Below are 17,555 nucleotides of genomic sequence, written 5' to 3'. Positions count from 1 at the left end.
TTCCGGCTGAACTCCGGCACTCAGGCTGGTCATAGGTCTGGCTTAGCTGCAGGGCTTGTCCCCAAGCCCCTGGCTTCAGCCATGGGGTCTATGACTTTTTTATCATTACTGGTACCTTATTTGGCTCAATTTTATTTTAGCATTTATACCTGACATCCTTCCACGGGTAAACCCGTGGGGTTCTTTCCCCACGAGGCCGTGGTACGAACGGTTTTATACTTCGCGGCTGTTCAAGCAAGCCTTATGCAGCCTGTTTGAACGTCCCCTGTTCACGGCCTTTCAGTGTGGTTTTTCTCCACACAAACAGGTTGACCGCAGGGCGTGCCAGCGCGCCCACTACTCCTGACTGAATCGGCACAGCCGCTCCAGTCTCACGGAAATACCTCTGCAAGATGTTGTACGCTCCCACATCCCGGTGGATGGGCTTTTTTATCTTCATTTTTTCGATGGGAAAACCATGAACGATAGGAATCGTCCTGCTCACCCAGGATTTCCTGCGCCGACTGGGACGGCAGCAGCTTGTACCAGCGGTTGGTTTTAAGTTCCCGGCATTGCTCTGCAAAATCCGGTATTTTTCCGGTTTCGTTCCACACAACCCTCCTGTGGTAATTGGCTACATTCCAGAGCTTCGTGGCGAAAAAGCCCAATAACCCCAAAAGCAAAGCATCATTATCGGAAAGATTGACCACCTTGACTTTGACGGTTTAAAAAAAGAAAAGTAACAATATAAACAACCATATTTTCTTACAAAAAAATAAAGCCCGGGACAATTAACCGGAAACTATCCTGAGCTTTATTTTTTCTTACACCACTTTTCTTATTTTCTCCTTTCTCAACGCCAGCAGGTAATCGTCAATGCCCTTGTACCGTCTATCCCAGTCCTTGATACGCACGTCAAAGTCGCTTTTCTCCAGCAGGCTTTTGAGCGTATCCTCGGCCTTCTTCACATAGACGTTCGTTGCTTTGTCGGCGTCAAACGCGATGTACACTCGTTCGGCATAAAGCTCTTTGAGCACCTGCTCTATGCCGCGTATCGAATTGACGCCGGGCACGGCAATAAATGTGTATCGGCTGAGGTGGTGATAGTGATAGGTAAGGCTTTGATGTTATCTCTTTTTCTTACAAAGAAAAAAGCTCGGGGCAATTTTATTTGCCCCGAGCTTTTTTCTCTTTTAGTATCAATTACCTGATTCTTTAAGGACTTGCAGAAATTTTCTGATTGTTATAATTTTTTATATACATCTCCACGGTTGCCTATGCTTAAAACAAGTATTAATAGTTCATTTTCTTTTATTGTAAAAATAATCCTGTAATCTCCAACTCTTAATCTATAAAGAGATTTATAGCCTTTAAGCGGTATTACATTGCCTTCCGGAAGTTGACTGATTGCTCTTGCAAGTCTTTTCTGTTGTTCGGGAGGCTGACTTGCCAAAAATTTTGCAGCTTTTTTTTCAATGATTATCTTGTGGGTCTTTTTCATTAATGCCAGCCTCCTTCAAAACCTCCTCGAACGGTATAAATTCTCCTTCTTCAAGTGCTTTTTCTGCTTCTTTTATAAGCTGCAAATCCAATTCATCAAGTTCATCATCTATTATCTCTTTTAAATTCTTGAGTATTATTAAGACCTTACCCATTTTTTCTTCCGGTATTGAATCTATTAATTTATAGGCCTGTTCCTTTAATGTACTCACAGAAATCACCACCATATTATGCATTCCTCCTTTTATTTTATCACAAAACTCCTTTTTATTACACAACCTTTTTGACTTTTTCCTTTTTCAACGCCAGCAGGTAGTCATCCACCCCCTTGTACCGCCTATCCCAGTCCTTGATACGCACATCAAAGCCGTTTTTCTCCAGCAGGCTTTTGAGCGTATCCTCGGCTTTCTTTACATAGACGTTCGTCGCTTTGTCGGTGTCAAATGCGATGTACACTCGTTCGGCATAAAGCTCTTTGAGCACCTGCTCTATGCCGCGTATCGAATTGACACCGGGCACGGCAATAAATGTGTACCTGCTGAGGTAGTGGGCGACATCAGCTTTGAGCGGGCCTTCGGTCACGAGCACCGTTTTTGCGGGTCCGCCAGATACGCCGATCCACGCATGGGCCGGTGTGCCTTCAGGCTTGCCTTCTGACGAAAACCAGCAGTATTTCTTCTCTTCGTCATTGTTGTCAAGCCGCACCTGAAGGCCCTGTATGCGGCCCTGCACGTCCCTAACCGGTATGAAGAAGCCTGAATAACCGCTGAACGTCCAGTTTCCGCTGCTGTCCTTGTAAAAGCCGGGCACGCCTTTCAAATCGTACCCGTCATTTACAAGGGTTCTGCAAATTTCCCTCCTTTCTTTTTTGTAAACGGGTGCCGACCTGTACAGGTTGTATGCGATGACTTCCCAGGACAGGCCGCGCTGAATCAGGTTCTTCAAGTGTTCCTTGCTCAGCTTCAGCCTGCTCAGGAATGCCCTGTACACCCTATCGCGGGTTTCAAGGCTCGCAACGGGGTTTTGCGGCACCCGTTTTATTTCCACCTTTGGGCTTTCGTCGTCCATTTCCATGAGTTCGCGATAGGCCTGCTTGTTGTCAATACCGTGCAGCCTCGCATAAAGGCCTATTGCGAACCCCTTTTCACCGCACCGGACGCAGTGATAGGCGTCCTTTGCGATGTTCAACATCAAATGCCCGTACCGCGGGTTGTCCGTATCCCCACAGAAAGGACAGCGGGCCATGTACTCATCCATGCCCGCCCGCTTCAGTATCTCAATGCCGCACTTGATCGCGACATTGAGGATTGACAATCTGCTATCAGAAAAGTCTCTCATCTTATATCAGCTCCTTTCCGCGGATTGAAGTATATTGCGTTTTTGTGCTCAATCCCTTTGTTGTAGAACTGTTCGGGTATGAGCACGGTTTTACCTGCGGAAAGAAGCCGTTTGATCTGCGCGGGGTCGTCCTCGACGTATACGTCGCCCTCAAGGGATAACTTATCTGGTGTGAAGTACACCGTATCGCTTTTAACGCCGTTTCTCGCAAGCCAGATGTACGTTGCAGGCATCAGATATCTATTTCTTGCCGTCGCGAAGCACACTTCCGCACCGGCATTCTGAAGTCCTACAACCATGTAGAGGGTATTCACGAACGGCTTTGCTTTCATGAGTATCTCAACACCCTTGAAGGACAGCCAGAAATCGTCGTTGAGTTCCGGGTTGGGATAGACGCTTGTGTCGTATCCCAATCTTCTCAACACCCCGTTCACGTCTGCGACGGTGTTGTCGATGTCGCAGACGACTATTTTTCCCTGCGCGGTTTCGAGCAGGCTTGTAAACTTTTTTGCGTACTTGACTTTCCCGCAGAAATATGCGATACTTTTCATGAAAGGTTCTCCTTTCCGTTTTTGGATTTGAATATGAAAAAGGCAGGGGTTTGAATTTTCCCCGGCCTTTTTGTTTTGGAATAATGTTATTTTTGCTCACCTTCAGTCCTGCTTCCAACTTCGGTCAGTTTGACCGATGTGAAAACACTCATATCAAATTCCTCCTTTAAAATTTTTAATACAGCAAAAGGCAGGGAGTTTGATTTCCCTGCCTTTTTGTTTTGAGACTTACTTATTTTTTGCTACTTTCTTGAGTTTTGCCTCCGACGTTTCTACCCAATCCATTATTTCCAGCACAACCTCATGGAAGTCCTTATTGAACGGGTAGCCGTCGCAAAGGAGCTCGTCATCATACTTTTCCATCTCTTCCAAGAGGTAATAGGCAGCCTCCTGGAAGTTCATTAGTTTTTTGATTAAGTTTTTATACATTTCAAGTTCCTCCTCTTTTTGAAGTTTCTCTCTCATTTCCATCAGCCTCCCCTTGAATTTCTTGAAAATGAAAAAAGCAGAAAGGAATTTTCTCTCTGCTTTTCGTTTTAGAAAATTATTTTCTTACCTTGGTGATGTTATTTAATGACATTTTCAGGTTTCTATTATTTTTCATCGTCGGTTTTTTTATCTTCGATAATTAACCCTACACCTTCTATATATTTGACCGGTTTGCCTTCTGGGGGGCCTTCAGGCCCCCAATCATATTCAGGAGTCTCAACAAGATCGGCGTTTAGCCACTCTTGGTCTTCTTTTTTCATCTCTTTTTGATTTTTTTGATCCAACGTTGCTTGCTTGTTTTTGTTTGTATTCTGTTCATCGTTCTGATCTAACAACTGTTCTAGTAGTACGATTTCTATTTCTTCTATGTTTTTTAGCCTTACGTCGTTAGTTACAAACACATCTGCATTTTCAGCTATTCCCGTTGCAATGAATATTGCATCTGGAGTTTTTATCTTATATTTAGCGCGTAGTTTCGCAGCAAGTAGCGATATATCTTTGTCCACTTCTTTAATTGTTAGATTTGGAAATGTAGCAAGCAATACTCTATATTTATCTGCGAGTACCACATTTTCTTCTTGAAACGGTTTTGAAAGCAGTTCGGTATATACGAGGACTGAAGTTACAGCGAAAAGCTGGCCTTTTTGAATTTTATCAAACAAAGATTTAACCGGAGAAAAATAGATTTCGTTTTTCTCCATAAGATATATAAACAAGTTAGTATCCAAAGCGACTTTTTTACCTACATCTATCTGTCCCATTCTGTTCTCATCTCTTCTATATATCTTGTTCCTCCGGCTTTTTCCCACATCTCTTTACCCAAGCCAGCTAAAGCGTCTACGTATGATTCAGGACGTTTCATAATTACTAACTCTCCGGTTATATTGTCATAATCCCATATAATATCATCTTCAAGTTTTTCTATAATGTACTTTATTGTATCGATTGGTATCGATACTTTTTTGACGTCCTTTATATCGGTCACGGCTTTTGACATAACCAACACCACCATTTCTTTATTCCTCCTTTTATTATAATCATTTTTTAGAAACAAATAAAGGCAGGAAGAAATTTTCTCTCTGCCTTTCGTTTTTAGAATCATGCTGCCGTTGTTTTTTGCTCTTCCTTGAGCTTTATCGGCAGGACGAATGCCGCAAAGTTATCGTCCTTCACGTATACCGGTGATATTGGATCGGCTTTTACAAATTTTAGCGCAATATTTTCGCTTTCTATTTGTTTTAGGACATCTATCAAGTATCTTGTATTGAAACCGACACGGAACTCTGCATCAGCTTTTGCTGAAATACTTTCTTCTACCTTGCTGGTATCCGATTGAGCTGTTATTAAAATTTGATTGTTTTTTATATTCAGCACCGTCTTTCTTTCTCTTGCATCATCGAACACCAGCGAAGCTCTTTCCAACGCTCCGTACAGGTCATCCTTGTTCACCCGCACGGTTGCGCCGAATTCCGCCGGTATAATCTTCTTCCAGTTTGGATAATTCCCTGCAATTCTTTGTATATTGATTACCACGTTGGGCAGTTCAAACGAAACTGTATTTCCAGAGGATGGTATGCATATCTGAAGTTCGTCTTCATCCGCACTGCACAATCTTGCTATTTCCTTCACGTACTTTGCAGGCAGTACGAATGAAGTTTTTATTTCGTCTTCGCATATTCCTTTTATCGTGGTTACTGCTATTCTGTATCCATCACAGCCAACCAGCGTCATTCTGCCGTCCTCTATTTCAAAGTTCACACCGGTTAGCGCAGGCATGGTGCCTTCCACCGGAGCGACGAACGGCAGCACTTTGCTCACGGTTGCTTTGAATTCCTGCTGGTTTACCTGCAGGGACGTTTGAGTAGTCTGACCGAACGGTTTTGGGAAGTCCTGCGGATTGTATGTGACAAGTTCAAAAGTGGCATTATTGCAGCTGAACTTGCAGGAATGTTCATCTGTTTCAATTGTTATGTTATTGTTCGGTAAGCTTTTAACTACATCCTTAAACAGAACGTAGTTGATGCAGGTAACACCGGCTTTTTCCTGTTCGACATAGACAGTACCCCTTGCCGATGCCGTACCGTCTATGCCGTATATCGTCAGCTTGCCGTCTTCAGCTTCCAGCAAAACCGCCTGCAATACTGGAAGCGTGCTTTTTTGCGCAACCGTCGTTCCGACGGCCTCCAACACATCCATTAATTCCTCTTTCAAAACTTCTATTTTCATAAAAACTCCTCCTTTTAAAATTTTTAAATTGCTTTAAAGTACCAGAGAATATTCGTATTAAGCCTCCGGCATTTCAAACCAGTTTCTTCCGCTTGCAATGGCTATCCAGATCTCTCTGAAAACTTTTTCTGCCTTTTTGGGAGAGTATGTTCCCAAAATGGCAGAACCGTTTCTGAGAGTTCCGCATACAAGTCCTCTGTCATCCAGGTTTTCTACGAAGATTTCACCTTTTATTTCAACGATTTTGTTTTCACCTTGCACTTTGATCCACATTCTCATATCCTCCTCTCTTTTCTACAAAGTTCTTGTTGTAACCAGCTCGTCTGTGACTGCTATGGCAAACTTGGCTATTTCTATCCTGCTCTCCCCACCGGTGTAAATAGCCGGTTCGCCGTATATTTTGCAAAGCTTGTTTAAAAGCTTTGTTGAGGCAATCAGAGCATCGTGAGCGATTTTTCGGTTTCTATCAAGATTAGCAATATACTCGCGATACTCTTCGCCTTCCAGTCTGTATCTTGCTACCGTCAGTGCACCTTCCATATCCGCAACAGTTTTTGCATAGTGGTTGCAGTCTTTAATGTAATCCTCCACTTTTTTGAAATGAAAAAGGCAGAGAAATCAATCTCTGCCTTCAACAATCTTTTTGAACTGCTCCATGCTTGTTTCCGGCAGTACCGGAAACCGCGGAAGTGCGTACGGGTCAGCTCCCTGCACCACATACCCTCGTTTCGTCGTGAATGCCATTGTGAACCCTGCACGCTTCAGCAGGTTTATCAGGTGTTCGTTGTACGCTCCGTACGGGTATGCAAAGTACGGCGTTCCGTTTAATATCCACCTGCTTGCCAGAAGATCGGCCATGATGTCGCCGTCGCTTTTGACAAGCAGGTACGGCACGCCGTTTTGTGCACTGTGCATGTTGTAGGTGTGGCTGCCGTACGTGAACACATCTTCCGCCTTTCTTATTTCGTCCATCGTCATGTGCGGAGTGGATACGGGCCTTGTGCAGTGCGGCGAATTTTGTATTGAGCCTGCAATGACGAATACTGCAGCTGTGTACCCGTATTTTTTGAGTATCGGATAAGCCAGCGTGTAGTTGCTTTCGTACCCATCGTCCATGACAATTGCAACGCTTTTGGGCGACAATATCTTCTTGCCTTGAATGAAGTCCTGCAAATCTTTAAGCATTACTGTTTTGTACCCGTTGTCGTGCAGGTACTTCATCTGTTCGGCAAACTCTTCAATGGGCATTGCTGCATCGTTGCCTTTGAACCGTTCCGCCTGCTCCTGCGTGTAAAAATGGTGGTACAGAAGCACGGACACTTTTGTTTTATCCTGTGTCGCTGCATGGATTGAGCAGGCCGCGGCAAGCAGGACGGCAACAGCAATACATAGAGCTGACAGTTTTTTAAACACCTGAACTCCTCCTTTTTTTCAGACAACAAAAAAAGCGCGTCCAAAAACTTATTCAAAAGTTTTTAGACGCGCTCAATCCTTCTTTATCTTTTAGTTGACTTCTCTGACATTTCTTTTTTGTAAATATTCCTTAACGGTTGGCCCCGTTGGCTTCCTCTCGGGGTCTGAAATACTCAAGCATTCGACGGTTATTTTGTCTTTTTCAATTCCGCAGACACCGAACATGATTCGGTACGTTTTGCCGTACTTGTCGATAGTGGTGTCTACAAAATCGTAGTCTTTTGGAATGTACGAAAATATTTGACGCATCCTTTTTTCTACGTTTTTCTTTGTTATGCCGAATGCTTGAATGTCTTTTTCAACATCTTCAGAAATAAGCAGTTCAAATTTCATACTTACACCTCTTTCTTTAAATTGTCGAAAGAGTGCATTGAGGCATAGAATGAGTATGCACTGTTTCGACCAACGGCATACTCGTTATTCAATTTTTAATTTATATATATTATAACATCCGTATGGTATTTTGTTTTGAACTTTTCTGCTTTGTCAACAACAGTTATTATCATGATTGTTTCTCCGAAATCCCTGATTTGTGCAATGATTGTCGTATTGGTCGTTTTGTCTATCAGAGCAAATCTTTGATTGTTTTTTAATTCGCCGATTTTATTTTCAGATGTTATAAGATCATTGATTATTATTTCCTTCAGAATGTTTCTTTCTGATATTCTTTTAAGGGCATGTTTGCTGAATTGTATATCTACATCGCAACCCCACATCTGCACGAACATTTTTCTCATCCTTTCTTTTTTAGGTAACAAAAAAGCGCGTCCAAAAACTCATTCAAAAAAGTTTTTAGACGCGCTCATCCAACTTTATCTTTTTAGATAGTTTCTATTTCGTTTTTATCAATTATCTGGACGGAATTTTCTACAAATTCCGTTTCCCAAAAGTCGATTTCCCCTTCCCCTTGGTGAACTTTTTGTATAGCTTCATCTATGTCATTTGCCTCAACATAAATATAACCTGAAGATATGAACGTTATGGGAACTTTGAAAATCATTCTATCCCTCCCTAGCTTTGGTGAAGGCGAAGCAAGCAGGGCAAAGGTTGTTTCCGCCCGCTTGCTTTACATTGCTTCTTTTTGCCCCAAGACCTCGTATGACTCAAGCACATCTCGTTCGCCCATTTTTGTTATTTTGCAGTCTTTCAATACTGCATATTGTCCTGCTTTGATAATAGGCCTTGGGTCTTTTGGATATACTACCCTGCCGTTCTCGCCGTTCGTATCACACACCTCGATTCTGGCAAACTTTTTGCCATTGATGAGTTCATATGCGATCGATTGCACTATTAAGCAGTCGTTGAAATTTGGTTCATATTCAGATACATTTGGTACGGTATTGTTTTCGGTCTGCTCCTCCGACGTATTTTTAACCTGCTCAACCGGCTCCGGTTCGGGTTCGTCGTCCGGGAACAAATCCTCCGGCAGATCGTCCGAATCCGGCAGCTCCGGTTCGCCGTCAACTCCACTGTTTTCCGTTTTTGGTTCTTCCTTGGTCGGCTGGGGCTGGGGTTGATACAGATTTAGAACATATATGGTTTTCGGCTTGCCGTCGGCCGTCACTTTTATTGGGTTTCTTACCAGTTTTAACGGTATACCCGCTATGTGGCCGCCGTTTGCAGATTTTATGATGTCAATTGCGCTGTTGATGTTTACTATGGAATAGTACGAGCTGGTGTCTATCTGCCACACACCGCCGGGTATTCCCTGAATAAGGAATTTTAGATTCCCGACGGATTTACAGTGTTTCTTCTTGTAGTGCGGACACTCCATGTACAGGCATGGAATTTCCTTTATCTCGCCTGTCTGGGCGTCCACCTGCTGCGCCGTTTCGCCGTCACCCTTGCACAGCAGCTTACCTCCGCCGTAACGTTTCAGCCACTGCGGGAAGAACCTGTTGGGGTCGTCCGAAGGGAATATGATATCCAGCTCTTTCGGACGGTCGCCGTATATAGACTTAAAAGCGTTGACAGAACTCTCAGGCGTGTTCTCGTCAAGTTTGACCACGAAGTAGTCCACCGCACGTGGATACTTCGCGCCCTTGTTCGTTTCATCCTTTACGCCGAGGTGGATTTTCCCGATCCTCGGCAGTCTCCTTATTTCCGATAAACCTTTAATCATCTTACATTCCTCCTTTAAAATTTTTTACTTGCAGTAACTAAACCCGCACCACGGACAGTAAAAGCATCCGCTGCCCGGAACTAACTGTGCTCCACAGTCCGGGCAGGTGACCCTGCTCCTGTCCGGTTGGATGGAAGATACGGATACGATACCCACATCGGGCAAATCGTCCGCATCCTCCAGCTTTCTGAAGGCCACACGCACGTGTGTGCCTTCCCCGGTGCGGATTTCTGTTATCGTCCCTTTTAGTCCACGGTACTTTCCCTGATTGGCCACAACACGCTGGCCAACAAAGAAAGTGCCGTTAATTGTCTTTATTTTTTGCCCGTACCTGTTAAGTACCATAAGAACCTCTCCTTTCTTTATTTAAAAATCGATGAGGAAGAATCAATCTCCCTCATTGATTTCAATAACGAACTTTGGAGCCTGCTCGACGACCTTCACCCCGTCCACAATCTCGCCGTTTTCATCAACAATTTTGTCTGCGATGACGGTCGCGAACTTCTTCAGGCTCGCCCAGTCCGGCTCTTCTTTAACACGTATAAATTTAGATTTACCGGACTGTTTTAGCCACTCAAGCAGCTTTGTATCATCTATGATAAACTTGGGTTGCTGTTGCTTGAGTATTAACTTGCCAGCAGGCAGACTGTATGATAGTTGAGTTTTGCTCTTTTTGAGGGCTTTTTCATTAAGGGTTTCAAAGTATTCCCTCAATTTGCCCTCGAAAAAGGCAATTGAACTGTCCCCCCGCCTTTTTTGTTGCTCAAGCCAATCCTGTATCTGTCGTATTTTGGCCTGAGCAACTTTCTCCTTTCTGGCATATTCGGCCTTAAGGGCCCTGATTTTTTCAATGGCCCAATCGGCCGTATTGTCATCCTTTATATGCCAGACTTCGTCACCGGTGTTACCGAGCTGATCGTCGATCAGCTCTTCCACCGGTTCGATGTTTTCTGTTTCAATGGCTTCCAATTCAAACATTTTTCTCTCTCCTTTCTCTCTTGACGCTATCTCTGCCGAATGAGTATCCGCTTATGAAGCAGATACCCATTAACAGCAGCACCGCAACCGGCACGGACATGTTCATCTCTCCTTTCCGTTTTTGGGAAAAGAAAAAGCACATCCGAAAACTTTTTAAAGTTTTGGATGTGCTTTCTACTTGTTATTTGAACTAGTTATTTAAAAAGAATGGCACCGATTATTGTTACCCACATTGTTATCAAAATACCAATTATCCATTTATTATACCCTTCTACATTGCTTAATCTTTTATCCATTTGTTCTAACATACCCTCTATTTTTGCTATTCGTTCACCATTCCTGTCATCGGGCATTTGACACCACTCTCTTTCTTTTTTCCTTATTGCCATTATATCATATTCCCCCTTGTTTTTATACCGCCGCCTTCTTGCTGACATACGTCGAAAGATCCATTGTAACCTGTCTTTCGGCGTATATTTTTCTTGCGCACGTCGGCCCCAAACCCAGCTCAACCGAGTGCGGGTTTTTCAAGGGCCTTCCGCACCTTTGGCACGTCGGGTGCGGTTCAGGCACTCTCTGCATTGTGACATCCTCCTTTCCGTTTTTATTTCCCCAAAACAGCCTGCCGGAAGTCCTCAAATGACCTGTAAAGCCGTTTGAGAGCAGTTTGCGTTTGGTAAACTGCATACGCAAACTGCGGACTGAGCTTCGCCAGTTCCCTCCAGTCGCTGGAGTGAATTATATAACTCCCGGCGAAGCTCATGAAGTTATGTTTCCCTCCCGGCAGTCTGTTTTGGTCTATAACATATCCGTCGCCGCAGCTGCATTTGAAGTACTGCAAGCCGTCAGCAACGGTGTTTTCCTCTTCAACTTTGCCCCAGAATCTCTGAGCGGCTTTATATTGCATGTTCATTCAAATATCCTCCTTTCGTTTTTGGAAAGCAAAAAAGCGGGTATTCAAAACACATTTTTGTGCGTAAAAACCACACAGCGTTTTGGATACCCGCTTCCTCCTTCGTTTTTTTTGATATTATTTGAACCATTTATAAAGATAAGTAATTGCAATGATTATTATGATAGTAAGGCAGGTTGTTGCCACGATTGCAACGGCACCGACCATTGTTTTCACCTTCTTTTTTTGATATAATGGAGGCGGAGAGGTTGTTTTGGATAAAAATATATACGCCGTATGAGCTGTGCAACGTGCAGCTCATTTTTTTATGTCTTCTTCAGCTTCGATGTTGACTTCAGCTTTAACCTTATCCGCTTCAATTTTTGCTTCAAATTTAACTTTGCGGTAGCCAGATAAGGCTAAAATGGCAACAATACTTACAGCTGTGGTGCAAAATATTAAGAAGACTGCAATCAGATTGCTCATACCGTCCCACCTCCTCCTGTAAACTCAACCTCCCCGCCGTGTTTGAAAAAAATATGAAAGAGGAGGTGGGACATTGCGTATATATTTTTATAAAAACAGGCACAGGCCTGTTTTTACCGTTTTTAGATACCAAAAAAGCGGGTATCCAAAACGTACTTTACCGTGCGAAATTGCACGAACGTTTTGGACACCCGCTTCCTCCTTGAACACAAAAAGGCGCAGAGCCACCCCTGCACCTTTCTGTTCTTTTTGAAACGAGGACGCGCTGACAGCGTCCTCGTAACTTCTTCCACCTTCCATTTCCCCGCGCCAGGGTGTTGCAGCACCCAGTACAACCCTTTCGGGAAAGGACGTATACGGGTTGTTGAACGTCCTTTTACGTTTTGCCCGCCCTTGTGTTCCCCCGGTACTAACGGCCTGCAAAACCTCCCGTGGAACACTCGCCTGAAACCTGCCGGGTCTGTCTGTCCCGGAGGTCCCGCATTCCTGCGGCATTTCTCAGGCTCGGGTACGTGTGCGCGCTCATCTCTCACCTTAAAACGTTCCGTCAATTGTGAGAGCAGCACGCACATTGTTCGCCACAGATGCCGAAGGCGCTTACGTCACGGTACCCCAATCCGCGCCACTAACTTCAATCTATTTTCTATTATAGCACGCTTTTTTCAAAATGGAAGATGTGAAAACAGAATTTTTTTAATTTTGTGTCGGACATTTTTAAGTGAATCATTGTCGGACATTTTTGAAGCAAAATTAAGGGTGCTGTCCCTCTTTTCTGTACCACTTTATTGGCTTAACCGTACAGTACAGCACATTTCGTTTTATGTTCAATCTGTTTATGATATCGATGTCTTGCACCACGACGATCGTGTTTTCCGTCCTGACCCTCTCTATCGCCGGGCCCAGTATCACATCTTCCTCCGTGACCGCCGTCACATCGTACACCTTTCCGCCCGCATGGAACGTGATTATGTACGGAAAGTCGGCCTTCACGTGCCACTTCAAATCCTTTGAAAAGTGCACGAGCACCTCAAGGGACATCAATGTCCTTATGTCCGGTTTGCCCGCCGGTACCGTCAGCACATCGCCGTGTTTTTCGACGTATCTCTGCGATATGAGCATGTTTATATCCTTATCCGCACATTTTGTGAGTGTCTTTATTTGGTTTTTCCCTGCGCAGCCGTATTCCTTGATTATGTTTAAAGCCTGTTTCTGCCTGTGGGTAAAATACACGGTATCATCTCCCTTTGGTTGATTTTCGCGTGGCACAAAAAAGAGGGCAGCATCAAACCGCCCTCTTCACCACCCTCACCATTTTCGCAGTTATTTTCCCTTCCTTTTCGTTTATCCTCGTGATTTTCACGAGCAGTTTGTCGCCCGGACTGACGTTGAAATCCGACCAGTTGGGCAGCACGCACAGCGCATCTACACCCTGTTCCAGATTGACAAACACGCCGTAGTAGTCCATACCGGTTACCGTCGCAAGGTATTCGCCGCCGACAGAATATTTCTTCTTTATCGTCGTTCTTGGATCGGGTTTCGTCTCCTTTATTGACAGGGTTATCTTTCCGTTTTCCAAATCCAGCTTCTTTATCTTTGCCAGCACCCTGTCGCCCACCTGCACATACTCCGACAGGTCCCTGACAAACCCGTAGTCAACTTCGCTTTTCGGTATCCTTGCTTCGATACCGTAGGCCTCGACGTACACGGCATCACGGCCGACGGCATCCACCCTCACCTGTATTATGTCGCCTTCTTTATGCTTCGGAAGTTCCAGCTTCCTTCTCAGCTCCATGGCGTACTTCCTGCTGGCCATGGCCATCTCGTTCTCCGTGTCTATGGCCCTCACGACGAAGTCTATTTCAGCGCCCATCATACTCCTTATGACATGTATATCCTCACGCACGTTCATTTCTGAAAACGGGATTATGACTTTGACGCCGTTGTAGAACACGACGGCGCAGGGTATCTCCTCATCGCCCCATTTTACCCTTTCCACGGCACTCAGCGTGCCTGTTAAAATCTTTCCGCTCTGCCTTGAAGCATATATATCGATCCAGTTCTCCATCTTTATAGCCATAAATTATCATCCTCCCCTTGAAGTTTTCGACATTATTGATTTTAGTACAAAAAACTCATCTCTGCAGAAAATCAGTCCTTACGGTCCTTGTCGTTTCTCTCAAGATAGATCACTTTCGCAGGGTTACCACCTCCTTTGTTTTTTCTCAAAGCGGCTTTGAAGTCGTCAACCCATATCTGCACGTAGTCGGCCTTCTCCAGCCATTTCTCCCTTTCCTCATCGTCCATCTCCGCAAACTTGTCAGCATAGTACACGTACGGTGAGACCTTTTTCAGGAACTCGCTCACGGCGTATGCGTAATCCACGTAGTCCGGCTTACCTGAAATATTGTGTTCGTACTTTTTTTCCGAATGGTATTTCAAGGTTTCATATTCGGCTTTTAATTTGTTGTAGCTTTCGTCCTTTTTCTCAAGTGTCTTTTTCAGCTGTTCTATCTCTTTTTGCACTTCTTCAATTTCCGTCTGCAGTTCATCGCGTTTTTTCTTCAGCATTTCGATTTCCTGCCTCACGTTGTCCGGGATGACATCCTCCGATTGCTCCAGCTCCCTCACCTTTTGTTCGGTTTCAATTGTTTTGCTTTCATAGCGCTTCAACTCATCGCCCTTTTTCATCAGCTCCTGACGCACGGTTTGAAGCTCGATATCCCTCTGTGCGTTCTCCTCTTTCACCCTGTTGAGTTCCTCGATTAAGCTCTGGATATTTTCTTCAGCTTCTTTTCGGATTGCTTTGGCCTGCTCCAGCGACATTTTACCAATCTCATCGCCCAGCACGGATACCACCTGCCTCTGCACCTCCTCATCCAGATATGCAAGTTGTTCAGCTGACTTTGACGACAGCTTTCTCTCTTCTACAAGTCGCTGCAGTTCGGGAATTAAATCGTTGAGCTTCTTGAGTTGTTTTAGTCTAGCTTCACTTATACCGATGTCTTTCGCTAAGTCCGATTGTGATTTCATCCAAGAGCTACCGGGTAGCTCTTGATAATTGTTTTCATCTTTTCGGCTTCCACCGTGCTTTATCCCGTATATCCTTTCCAGCTCCAAAATACATCTTGCCATCTTCATCGGGTTCAGGTTACCAAGCCCTCTCTGACGCAGGTTCGTCTCAATCAAGTCCTTCAGTATCAGGTCCTCAGCAGGCACGCCGTTTTTGTCGTGGTAGTCTCTCACCTCGCACGGCACCTGCTTCAAGCCCAGCTTCTTTGCAGCCCTGTACCGCTGGTTGCCCGATACGATCAAATAGTCGCGGGTCACGATGAGCGGCACGATTATGCCGCTCGTCCTGATGCTCTCCAGAAACTCCTTCCATCTGTCTCCCTCAATGTCGTCAAAGAACTCGCTGTTTCTCGGATGCTCCCTTAAAAGCGACACATCAATCATTTCCATTCTCATCAACCTCCTTAGAATTTTTCTTGAGGCTGCTTTCCACCCGCTTCTTAACGGATTCCGGCAGCTCCCAATCGTCTATCATTCTCAGTATATCGTCAACGTACTTGGACGGCAGTTCATCGTAGGTTGAGACGTTGTAGGCGCTCTCTATGCTGTTCCACACCGCAGCAAAGATCATCCTGCTCGCTTCCTTATACGGCCAGCCGTTCTGCTCTGCAATCTCCTTCACTTTTGCTTTGACGTGCTTCTTGACGTTCTTCTTCTCAGCAGGTGAAAGGTACACGCGCCTGTTGAGGATTTCCTCATGCTCCGACAGAACTGCCTTCACTTCCTGAAACTCTTTTGCAAAGCTCTCCACAAACCTGCTGATTTTGTTCTGCTTCTCTATCACCTGGCTTATCAGCGGATTCGCAGGACGCACCTCACTCATTCTTTGCCACCTCCTGATAGGTCACGTTCAATCCTTTTTTCTCGCCTTTCAGGGCCTCCTTCATGCCGTTCACCCATGTTTCGACCGCGCTTATCTTTTCAAGCCATTTGCTGCGTTCGCTGTCGTTCAGCTGAGTAAACTGCTCGCCGAGGTACACGAGCGGGGACACTTTTTCCAAAAACCTGCTGACGTTGTAGCTGAAGTCGTTTATATCCAGAAAGTTCAGCGGTGTTGCCCCGTGCTGCGTCTCTATGTTTGACTTCAGGGCGTCGAATTCGAGCTTTAAGCTTTTGAACGCTTCTTCCTTCTGCTTTATCGAGCTTCGCATGTGTTCCGCCTCCTTCCGTGCTCTTTCAAGCTCTTCCTGAAGCTCTGCCTGCTTTCTTTCAAGCTCTTCCATTTCCGCCTGCGCTGCTTCGGGGACCGCCTCTCCGCTTTCAAGGTCTTTCATTCTCTGTTCGAGCATCCTGATTTTCGCTTCGTACTGGCCTATGAGTGTTTCCTTGCTGTTCAGCTCCTCCTTCATCTTTGCAATCTCCGCTTCCTTTCTGCGTTTTTCCGTCTGTATCTGATTGAGCTGCTCTGCAAGCCTCTGCATGTTCTTCTCAGCCTCCTGCCTTATGCGCTTTGCTTGGTCGTTCAGGTCTTCTCCCAGCACGTTGAACAGCTGCCTCTGCGTCTCCTCGTCGAGGTATGCAAGCTGCTCTCCGGCTGTTGATGATAACTTTCCTTCTTCCACAAGTTTCTGGAGTTCGGGAATTAAATCGTTGAGCTTCTTGAGCTGCTTAAGGCGGCGTTCCGTTATTCCTATATCTTCAGCAAGTTCTGTTTGAGTTTTAGAAAAAGGGGAAACTGCTTCCTGTTTTTCTGTTCCATTACTTACATTATTAGGTCTACCTCTCTTTACTCCATATATCCTCTCCAGCTCCAGAATGCATCTTGCCGTCTTCATCGGGTTCAGATTCCCTATTCCTCTCTGTCTCAGGTTCGTTTCAATCAAATCCTTCAGTATCAGGTCCTCTTTCGACATCCCGTCCCTGTCCTGATACTCCCTTATCTCGCACGGCACTTCCTTCATGTTCAGCTTCTTTGCTGCCCTCAATCTTTGGTTGCCGGATACCACAACATAATCCTGCGTTATGACTAAGGGTACGATTATCCCGCTTGTCCTGATGCTCTCCAGAAACTCATCCCATCTCTTACCCGTGATGTCGTCGAAAAATTCGCTGTTTCTCGGGTGCTCTTTCAGTAACTCCACGTTTATTAATTCCACTCACACCGACCTCCTGAAATTTTGTTTGAGTTTTGCCCCACAAAAATGGGCACAAAAAAAAGCAGGGTGAATCCTGCTTCCAAGACCGTCTCCATTCCTTCAGAATTGCCTCTGTTTTGCGTGATTTTTCGTTAGGCATAAAAAATATCGTCCTTTGAAAAATCGTGCGTTTGCAAACGCTTTTTGTGCGTCCTTTTGCCTCCTTGTTTTTGACAATTCAGAAAAAGTTTCTCTGTGAGCCTCTTTTCTCAACCGCTCCCCTCACCAAAAAGCATAGCGCGGAAGCCCCTGGCTTCAGCCATGGGGAGGAGCGCATGCTTTAATAAGCTGCTTTCTCTTTTTCATACTGCCATCCA

27 protein-coding genes and 1 pseudogene are annotated in these 17,555 nt (G+C 44.9%); all 28 read right to left on the bottom strand.

The window, feature by feature from the left end:
- Nucleotides 1-371 precede the first annotated feature (371 nt).
- A complete protein-coding gene (locus tag BUB87_RS14240; protein WP_159432420.1) occupies nucleotides 372-656 on the bottom strand; it encodes a hypothetical protein in 285 nt (94 codons plus the stop codon).
- A gap of 147 nt (nucleotides 657-803) precedes the next feature.
- Nucleotides 804-1,076: pseudogene (locus tag BUB87_RS12505) on the bottom strand (DUF3854 domain-containing protein); the annotation flags it as partial.
- Nucleotides 1,077-1,222: 146 nt separating this feature from the next.
- The gene (locus tag BUB87_RS12500) at nucleotides 1,223-1,480 is read right to left on the bottom strand and encodes a type II toxin-antitoxin system RelE family toxin (protein WP_073346016.1); all 258 of its coding nucleotides are present in this window, start codon (nucleotides 1,478-1,480) and stop codon (nucleotides 1,223-1,225) included.
- Nucleotides 1,452-1,706, bottom strand: a complete 255-nt coding sequence (locus BUB87_RS12495; RefSeq protein WP_234946047.1) for a hypothetical protein — start codon at nucleotides 1,704-1,706, stop codon at nucleotides 1,452-1,454. The genes BUB87_RS12500 and BUB87_RS12495 overlap by 29 nt, the downstream gene beginning before the upstream one ends.
- Nucleotides 1,707-1,749: 43 nt before the next feature.
- Nucleotides 1,750-2,817 (bottom strand): DUF3854 domain-containing protein, encoded by a 1,068-nt coding sequence (locus BUB87_RS12490; protein WP_073346013.1) that lies wholly within the window; start codon nucleotides 2,815-2,817, stop codon nucleotides 1,750-1,752.
- On the bottom strand, nucleotides 2,814-3,368 hold the full coding sequence (locus tag BUB87_RS12485) for a hypothetical protein (RefSeq protein ID WP_073346011.1): 555 nt from the start codon (nucleotides 3,366-3,368) through the stop codon (nucleotides 2,814-2,816). Before BUB87_RS12485 ends, BUB87_RS12490 begins: the two co-directional genes overlap by 4 nt.
- A 228-nt stretch (nucleotides 3,369-3,596) precedes the next feature.
- Nucleotides 3,597-3,839, bottom strand: coding sequence for a hypothetical protein (locus tag BUB87_RS12480; RefSeq protein WP_159432418.1), 243 nt, complete (start codon nucleotides 3,837-3,839; stop codon nucleotides 3,597-3,599).
- Between the two features lie 122 nt (nucleotides 3,840-3,961).
- The gene (locus tag BUB87_RS12475; RefSeq protein WP_234946046.1) at nucleotides 3,962-4,618 is read right to left on the bottom strand and encodes a type II toxin-antitoxin system VapC family toxin; all 657 of its coding nucleotides are present in this window, start codon (nucleotides 4,616-4,618) and stop codon (nucleotides 3,962-3,964) included.
- Nucleotides 4,606-4,869, bottom strand: coding sequence for a hypothetical protein (locus BUB87_RS12470; RefSeq protein WP_073346024.1), 264 nt, complete (start codon nucleotides 4,867-4,869; stop codon nucleotides 4,606-4,608). The genes BUB87_RS12475 and BUB87_RS12470 overlap by 13 nt, the downstream gene beginning before the upstream one ends.
- An 86-nt stretch (nucleotides 4,870-4,955) precedes the next feature.
- On the bottom strand, nucleotides 4,956-6,083 hold the full coding sequence (gene dnaN, locus BUB87_RS12465; RefSeq protein WP_073346008.1) for a DNA polymerase III subunit beta: 1,128 nt from the start codon (nucleotides 6,081-6,083) through the stop codon (nucleotides 4,956-4,958).
- 57 nt (nucleotides 6,084-6,140) lie between these two features.
- The gene (locus BUB87_RS12460) at nucleotides 6,141-6,356 is read right to left on the bottom strand and encodes a hypothetical protein (RefSeq protein ID WP_073346004.1); all 216 of its coding nucleotides are present in this window, start codon (nucleotides 6,354-6,356) and stop codon (nucleotides 6,141-6,143) included.
- 21 nt (nucleotides 6,357-6,377) lie between these two features.
- Nucleotides 6,378-6,674 (bottom strand): DUF3232 domain-containing protein, encoded by a 297-nt coding sequence (locus BUB87_RS12455; protein ID WP_073346002.1) that lies wholly within the window; start codon nucleotides 6,672-6,674, stop codon nucleotides 6,378-6,380.
- 27 nt (nucleotides 6,675-6,701) lie between these two features.
- Entirely contained in the window at nucleotides 6,702-7,496 is a 795-nt protein-coding gene (locus BUB87_RS12450; protein ID WP_073345999.1) for a polysaccharide deacetylase family protein, read from the bottom strand.
- A gap of 90 nt (nucleotides 7,497-7,586) precedes the next feature.
- The gene (locus BUB87_RS12445; RefSeq protein WP_073345996.1) at nucleotides 7,587-7,889 is read right to left on the bottom strand and encodes a hypothetical protein; all 303 of its coding nucleotides are present in this window, start codon (nucleotides 7,887-7,889) and stop codon (nucleotides 7,587-7,589) included.
- Between the two features lie 95 nt (nucleotides 7,890-7,984).
- On the bottom strand, nucleotides 7,985-8,284 hold the full coding sequence (locus tag BUB87_RS12440) for a hypothetical protein (protein ID WP_073345994.1): 300 nt from the start codon (nucleotides 8,282-8,284) through the stop codon (nucleotides 7,985-7,987).
- 92 nt (nucleotides 8,285-8,376) lie between these two features.
- Nucleotides 8,377-8,556: a hypothetical protein gene (locus BUB87_RS12435; protein WP_073345991.1), complete on the bottom strand. Its 180-nt coding sequence runs from the start codon at nucleotides 8,554-8,556 to the stop codon at nucleotides 8,377-8,379.
- A 66-nt stretch (nucleotides 8,557-8,622) separates the two neighbouring features.
- A complete protein-coding gene (locus BUB87_RS12430) occupies nucleotides 8,623-9,678 on the bottom strand; it encodes a recombination directionality factor (RefSeq protein WP_073345989.1) in 1,056 nt (351 codons plus the stop codon).
- Between the two features lie 387 nt (nucleotides 9,679-10,065).
- Complete coding sequence (locus tag BUB87_RS12420; RefSeq protein WP_073345984.1) at nucleotides 10,066-10,656, bottom strand: host-nuclease inhibitor Gam family protein; 591 nt, start codon at nucleotides 10,654-10,656, stop codon at nucleotides 10,066-10,068.
- Between the two features lie 194 nt (nucleotides 10,657-10,850).
- The gene (locus BUB87_RS12415) at nucleotides 10,851-11,045 is read right to left on the bottom strand and encodes a hypothetical protein (RefSeq protein ID WP_073345981.1); all 195 of its coding nucleotides are present in this window, start codon (nucleotides 11,043-11,045) and stop codon (nucleotides 10,851-10,853) included.
- A 22-nt stretch (nucleotides 11,046-11,067) separates the two neighbouring features.
- Nucleotides 11,068-11,238, bottom strand: coding sequence for a DUF6011 domain-containing protein (locus BUB87_RS14800; RefSeq protein WP_268761651.1), 171 nt, complete (start codon nucleotides 11,236-11,238; stop codon nucleotides 11,068-11,070).
- A 22-nt stretch (nucleotides 11,239-11,260) separates the two neighbouring features.
- A complete protein-coding gene (locus BUB87_RS12410) occupies nucleotides 11,261-11,569 on the bottom strand; it encodes a hypothetical protein (RefSeq protein ID WP_073345979.1) in 309 nt (102 codons plus the stop codon).
- A gap of 297 nt (nucleotides 11,570-11,866) precedes the next feature.
- Nucleotides 11,867-12,034, bottom strand: coding sequence for a hypothetical protein (locus BUB87_RS14430; RefSeq protein WP_159432416.1), 168 nt, complete (start codon nucleotides 12,032-12,034; stop codon nucleotides 11,867-11,869).
- A gap of 87 nt (nucleotides 12,035-12,121) precedes the next feature.
- A complete protein-coding gene (locus BUB87_RS14425) occupies nucleotides 12,122-12,457 on the bottom strand; it encodes a hypothetical protein (protein ID WP_159432415.1) in 336 nt (111 codons plus the stop codon).
- Between the two features lie 327 nt (nucleotides 12,458-12,784).
- Nucleotides 12,785-13,264, bottom strand: a complete 480-nt coding sequence (locus BUB87_RS12400) for a DUF5697 family protein (protein WP_073345974.1) — start codon at nucleotides 13,262-13,264, stop codon at nucleotides 12,785-12,787.
- A 52-nt stretch (nucleotides 13,265-13,316) separates the two neighbouring features.
- Nucleotides 13,317-14,111: a S1 RNA-binding domain-containing protein gene (locus BUB87_RS12395; RefSeq protein ID WP_073345971.1), complete on the bottom strand. Its 795-nt coding sequence runs from the start codon at nucleotides 14,109-14,111 to the stop codon at nucleotides 13,317-13,319.
- 71 nt (nucleotides 14,112-14,182) lie between these two features.
- Nucleotides 14,183-15,493, bottom strand: coding sequence for a ParB/RepB/Spo0J family partition protein (locus tag BUB87_RS12390; RefSeq protein ID WP_073345970.1), 1,311 nt, complete (start codon nucleotides 15,491-15,493; stop codon nucleotides 14,183-14,185).
- Nucleotides 15,480-15,926 carry an ORF6C domain-containing protein gene (locus BUB87_RS12385; RefSeq protein WP_073345967.1) on the bottom strand — a complete coding sequence of 149 codons (447 nt, stop codon included), beginning with the start codon at nucleotides 15,924-15,926 and terminating at the stop codon, nucleotides 15,480-15,482. The genes BUB87_RS12390 and BUB87_RS12385 overlap by 14 nt, the downstream gene beginning before the upstream one ends.
- The gene (locus tag BUB87_RS12380; protein ID WP_073345965.1) at nucleotides 15,919-17,199 is read right to left on the bottom strand and encodes a ParB/RepB/Spo0J family partition protein; all 1,281 of its coding nucleotides are present in this window, start codon (nucleotides 17,197-17,199) and stop codon (nucleotides 15,919-15,921) included. Before BUB87_RS12380 ends, BUB87_RS12385 begins: the two co-directional genes overlap by 8 nt.
- Nucleotides 17,200-17,555 lie beyond the last annotated feature (356 nt).

Origin of the sequence: Caldanaerobius fijiensis DSM 17918 (genome assembly GCF_900129075.1) — a bacterium.
Lineage (GTDB): Bacteria > Bacillota > Thermoanaerobacteria > Thermoanaerobacterales > Caldanaerobiaceae > Caldanaerobius > Caldanaerobius fijiensis.
The sequence above is the reverse complement of the archived record's forward strand: the minus strand, read 5'-3'. Positions and strand labels throughout refer to the sequence as shown.

What these genes read in the sequence shown, in the direction of transcription:
- BUB87_RS12500 (WP_073346016.1), bottom strand. Translation starts at nt 1,480, where the DNA reads ATGAAAAAGACCCACAAGATAATCATTGAAAAAAAAGCTGCAAAATTT.
- BUB87_RS12495 (WP_234946047.1), bottom strand. Translation starts at nt 1,706, where the DNA reads ATGGTGGTGATTTCTGTGAGTACATTAAAGGAACAGGCCTATAAATTA.
- BUB87_RS12490 (WP_073346013.1), bottom strand. Translation starts at nt 2,817, where the DNA reads ATGAGAGACTTTTCTGATAGCAGATTGTCAATCCTCAATGTCGCGATC.
- BUB87_RS12485 (WP_073346011.1), bottom strand. Translation starts at nt 3,368, where the DNA reads ATGAAAAGTATCGCATATTTCTGCGGGAAAGTCAAGTACGCAAAAAAG.
- BUB87_RS12480 (WP_159432418.1), bottom strand. Translation starts at nt 3,839, where the DNA reads ATGGAAATGAGAGAGAAACTTCAAAAAGAGGAGGAACTTGAAATGTAT.
- BUB87_RS12475 (WP_234946046.1), bottom strand. Translation starts at nt 4,618, where the DNA reads ATGGGACAGATAGATGTAGGTAAAAAAGTCGCTTTGGATACTAACTTG.
- BUB87_RS12470 (WP_073346024.1), bottom strand. Translation starts at nt 4,869, where the DNA reads ATGGTGGTGTTGGTTATGTCAAAAGCCGTGACCGATATAAAGGACGTC.
- dnaN (WP_073346008.1), bottom strand. Translation starts at nt 6,083, where the DNA reads ATGAAAATAGAAGTTTTGAAAGAGGAATTAATGGATGTGTTGGAGGCC.
- BUB87_RS12460 (WP_073346004.1), bottom strand. Translation starts at nt 6,356, where the DNA reads ATGTGGATCAAAGTGCAAGGTGAAAACAAAATCGTTGAAATAAAAGGT.
- BUB87_RS12445 (WP_073345996.1), bottom strand. Translation starts at nt 7,889, where the DNA reads ATGAAATTTGAACTGCTTATTTCTGAAGATGTTGAAAAAGACATTCAA.
- BUB87_RS12440 (WP_073345994.1), bottom strand. Translation starts at nt 8,284, where the DNA reads ATGTTCGTGCAGATGTGGGGTTGCGATGTAGATATACAATTCAGCAAA.
- BUB87_RS12435 (WP_073345991.1), bottom strand. Translation starts at nt 8,556, where the DNA reads ATGATTTTCAAAGTTCCCATAACGTTCATATCTTCAGGTTATATTTAT.
- BUB87_RS12430 (WP_073345989.1), bottom strand. Translation starts at nt 9,678, where the DNA reads ATGATTAAAGGTTTATCGGAAATAAGGAGACTGCCGAGGATCGGGAAA.
- BUB87_RS12420 (WP_073345984.1), bottom strand. Translation starts at nt 10,656, where the DNA reads ATGTTTGAATTGGAAGCCATTGAAACAGAAAACATCGAACCGGTGGAA.
- BUB87_RS12415 (WP_073345981.1), bottom strand. Translation starts at nt 11,045, where the DNA reads ATGGCAATAAGGAAAAAAGAAAGAGAGTGGTGTCAAATGCCCGATGAC.
- BUB87_RS14800 (WP_268761651.1), bottom strand. Translation starts at nt 11,238, where the DNA reads ATGCAGAGAGTGCCTGAACCGCACCCGACGTGCCAAAGGTGCGGAAGG.
- BUB87_RS12410 (WP_073345979.1), bottom strand. Translation starts at nt 11,569, where the DNA reads ATGAACATGCAATATAAAGCCGCTCAGAGATTCTGGGGCAAAGTTGAA.
- BUB87_RS14430 (WP_159432416.1), bottom strand. Translation starts at nt 12,034, where the DNA reads ATGAGCAATCTGATTGCAGTCTTCTTAATATTTTGCACCACAGCTGTA.
- BUB87_RS12395 (WP_073345971.1), bottom strand. Translation starts at nt 14,111, where the DNA reads ATGGCTATAAAGATGGAGAACTGGATCGATATATATGCTTCAAGGCAG.
- BUB87_RS12390 (WP_073345970.1), bottom strand. Translation starts at nt 15,493, where the DNA reads ATGGAAATGATTGATGTGTCGCTTTTAAGGGAGCATCCGAGAAACAGC.
- BUB87_RS12385 (WP_073345967.1), bottom strand. Translation starts at nt 15,926, where the DNA reads ATGAGTGAGGTGCGTCCTGCGAATCCGCTGATAAGCCAGGTGATAGAG.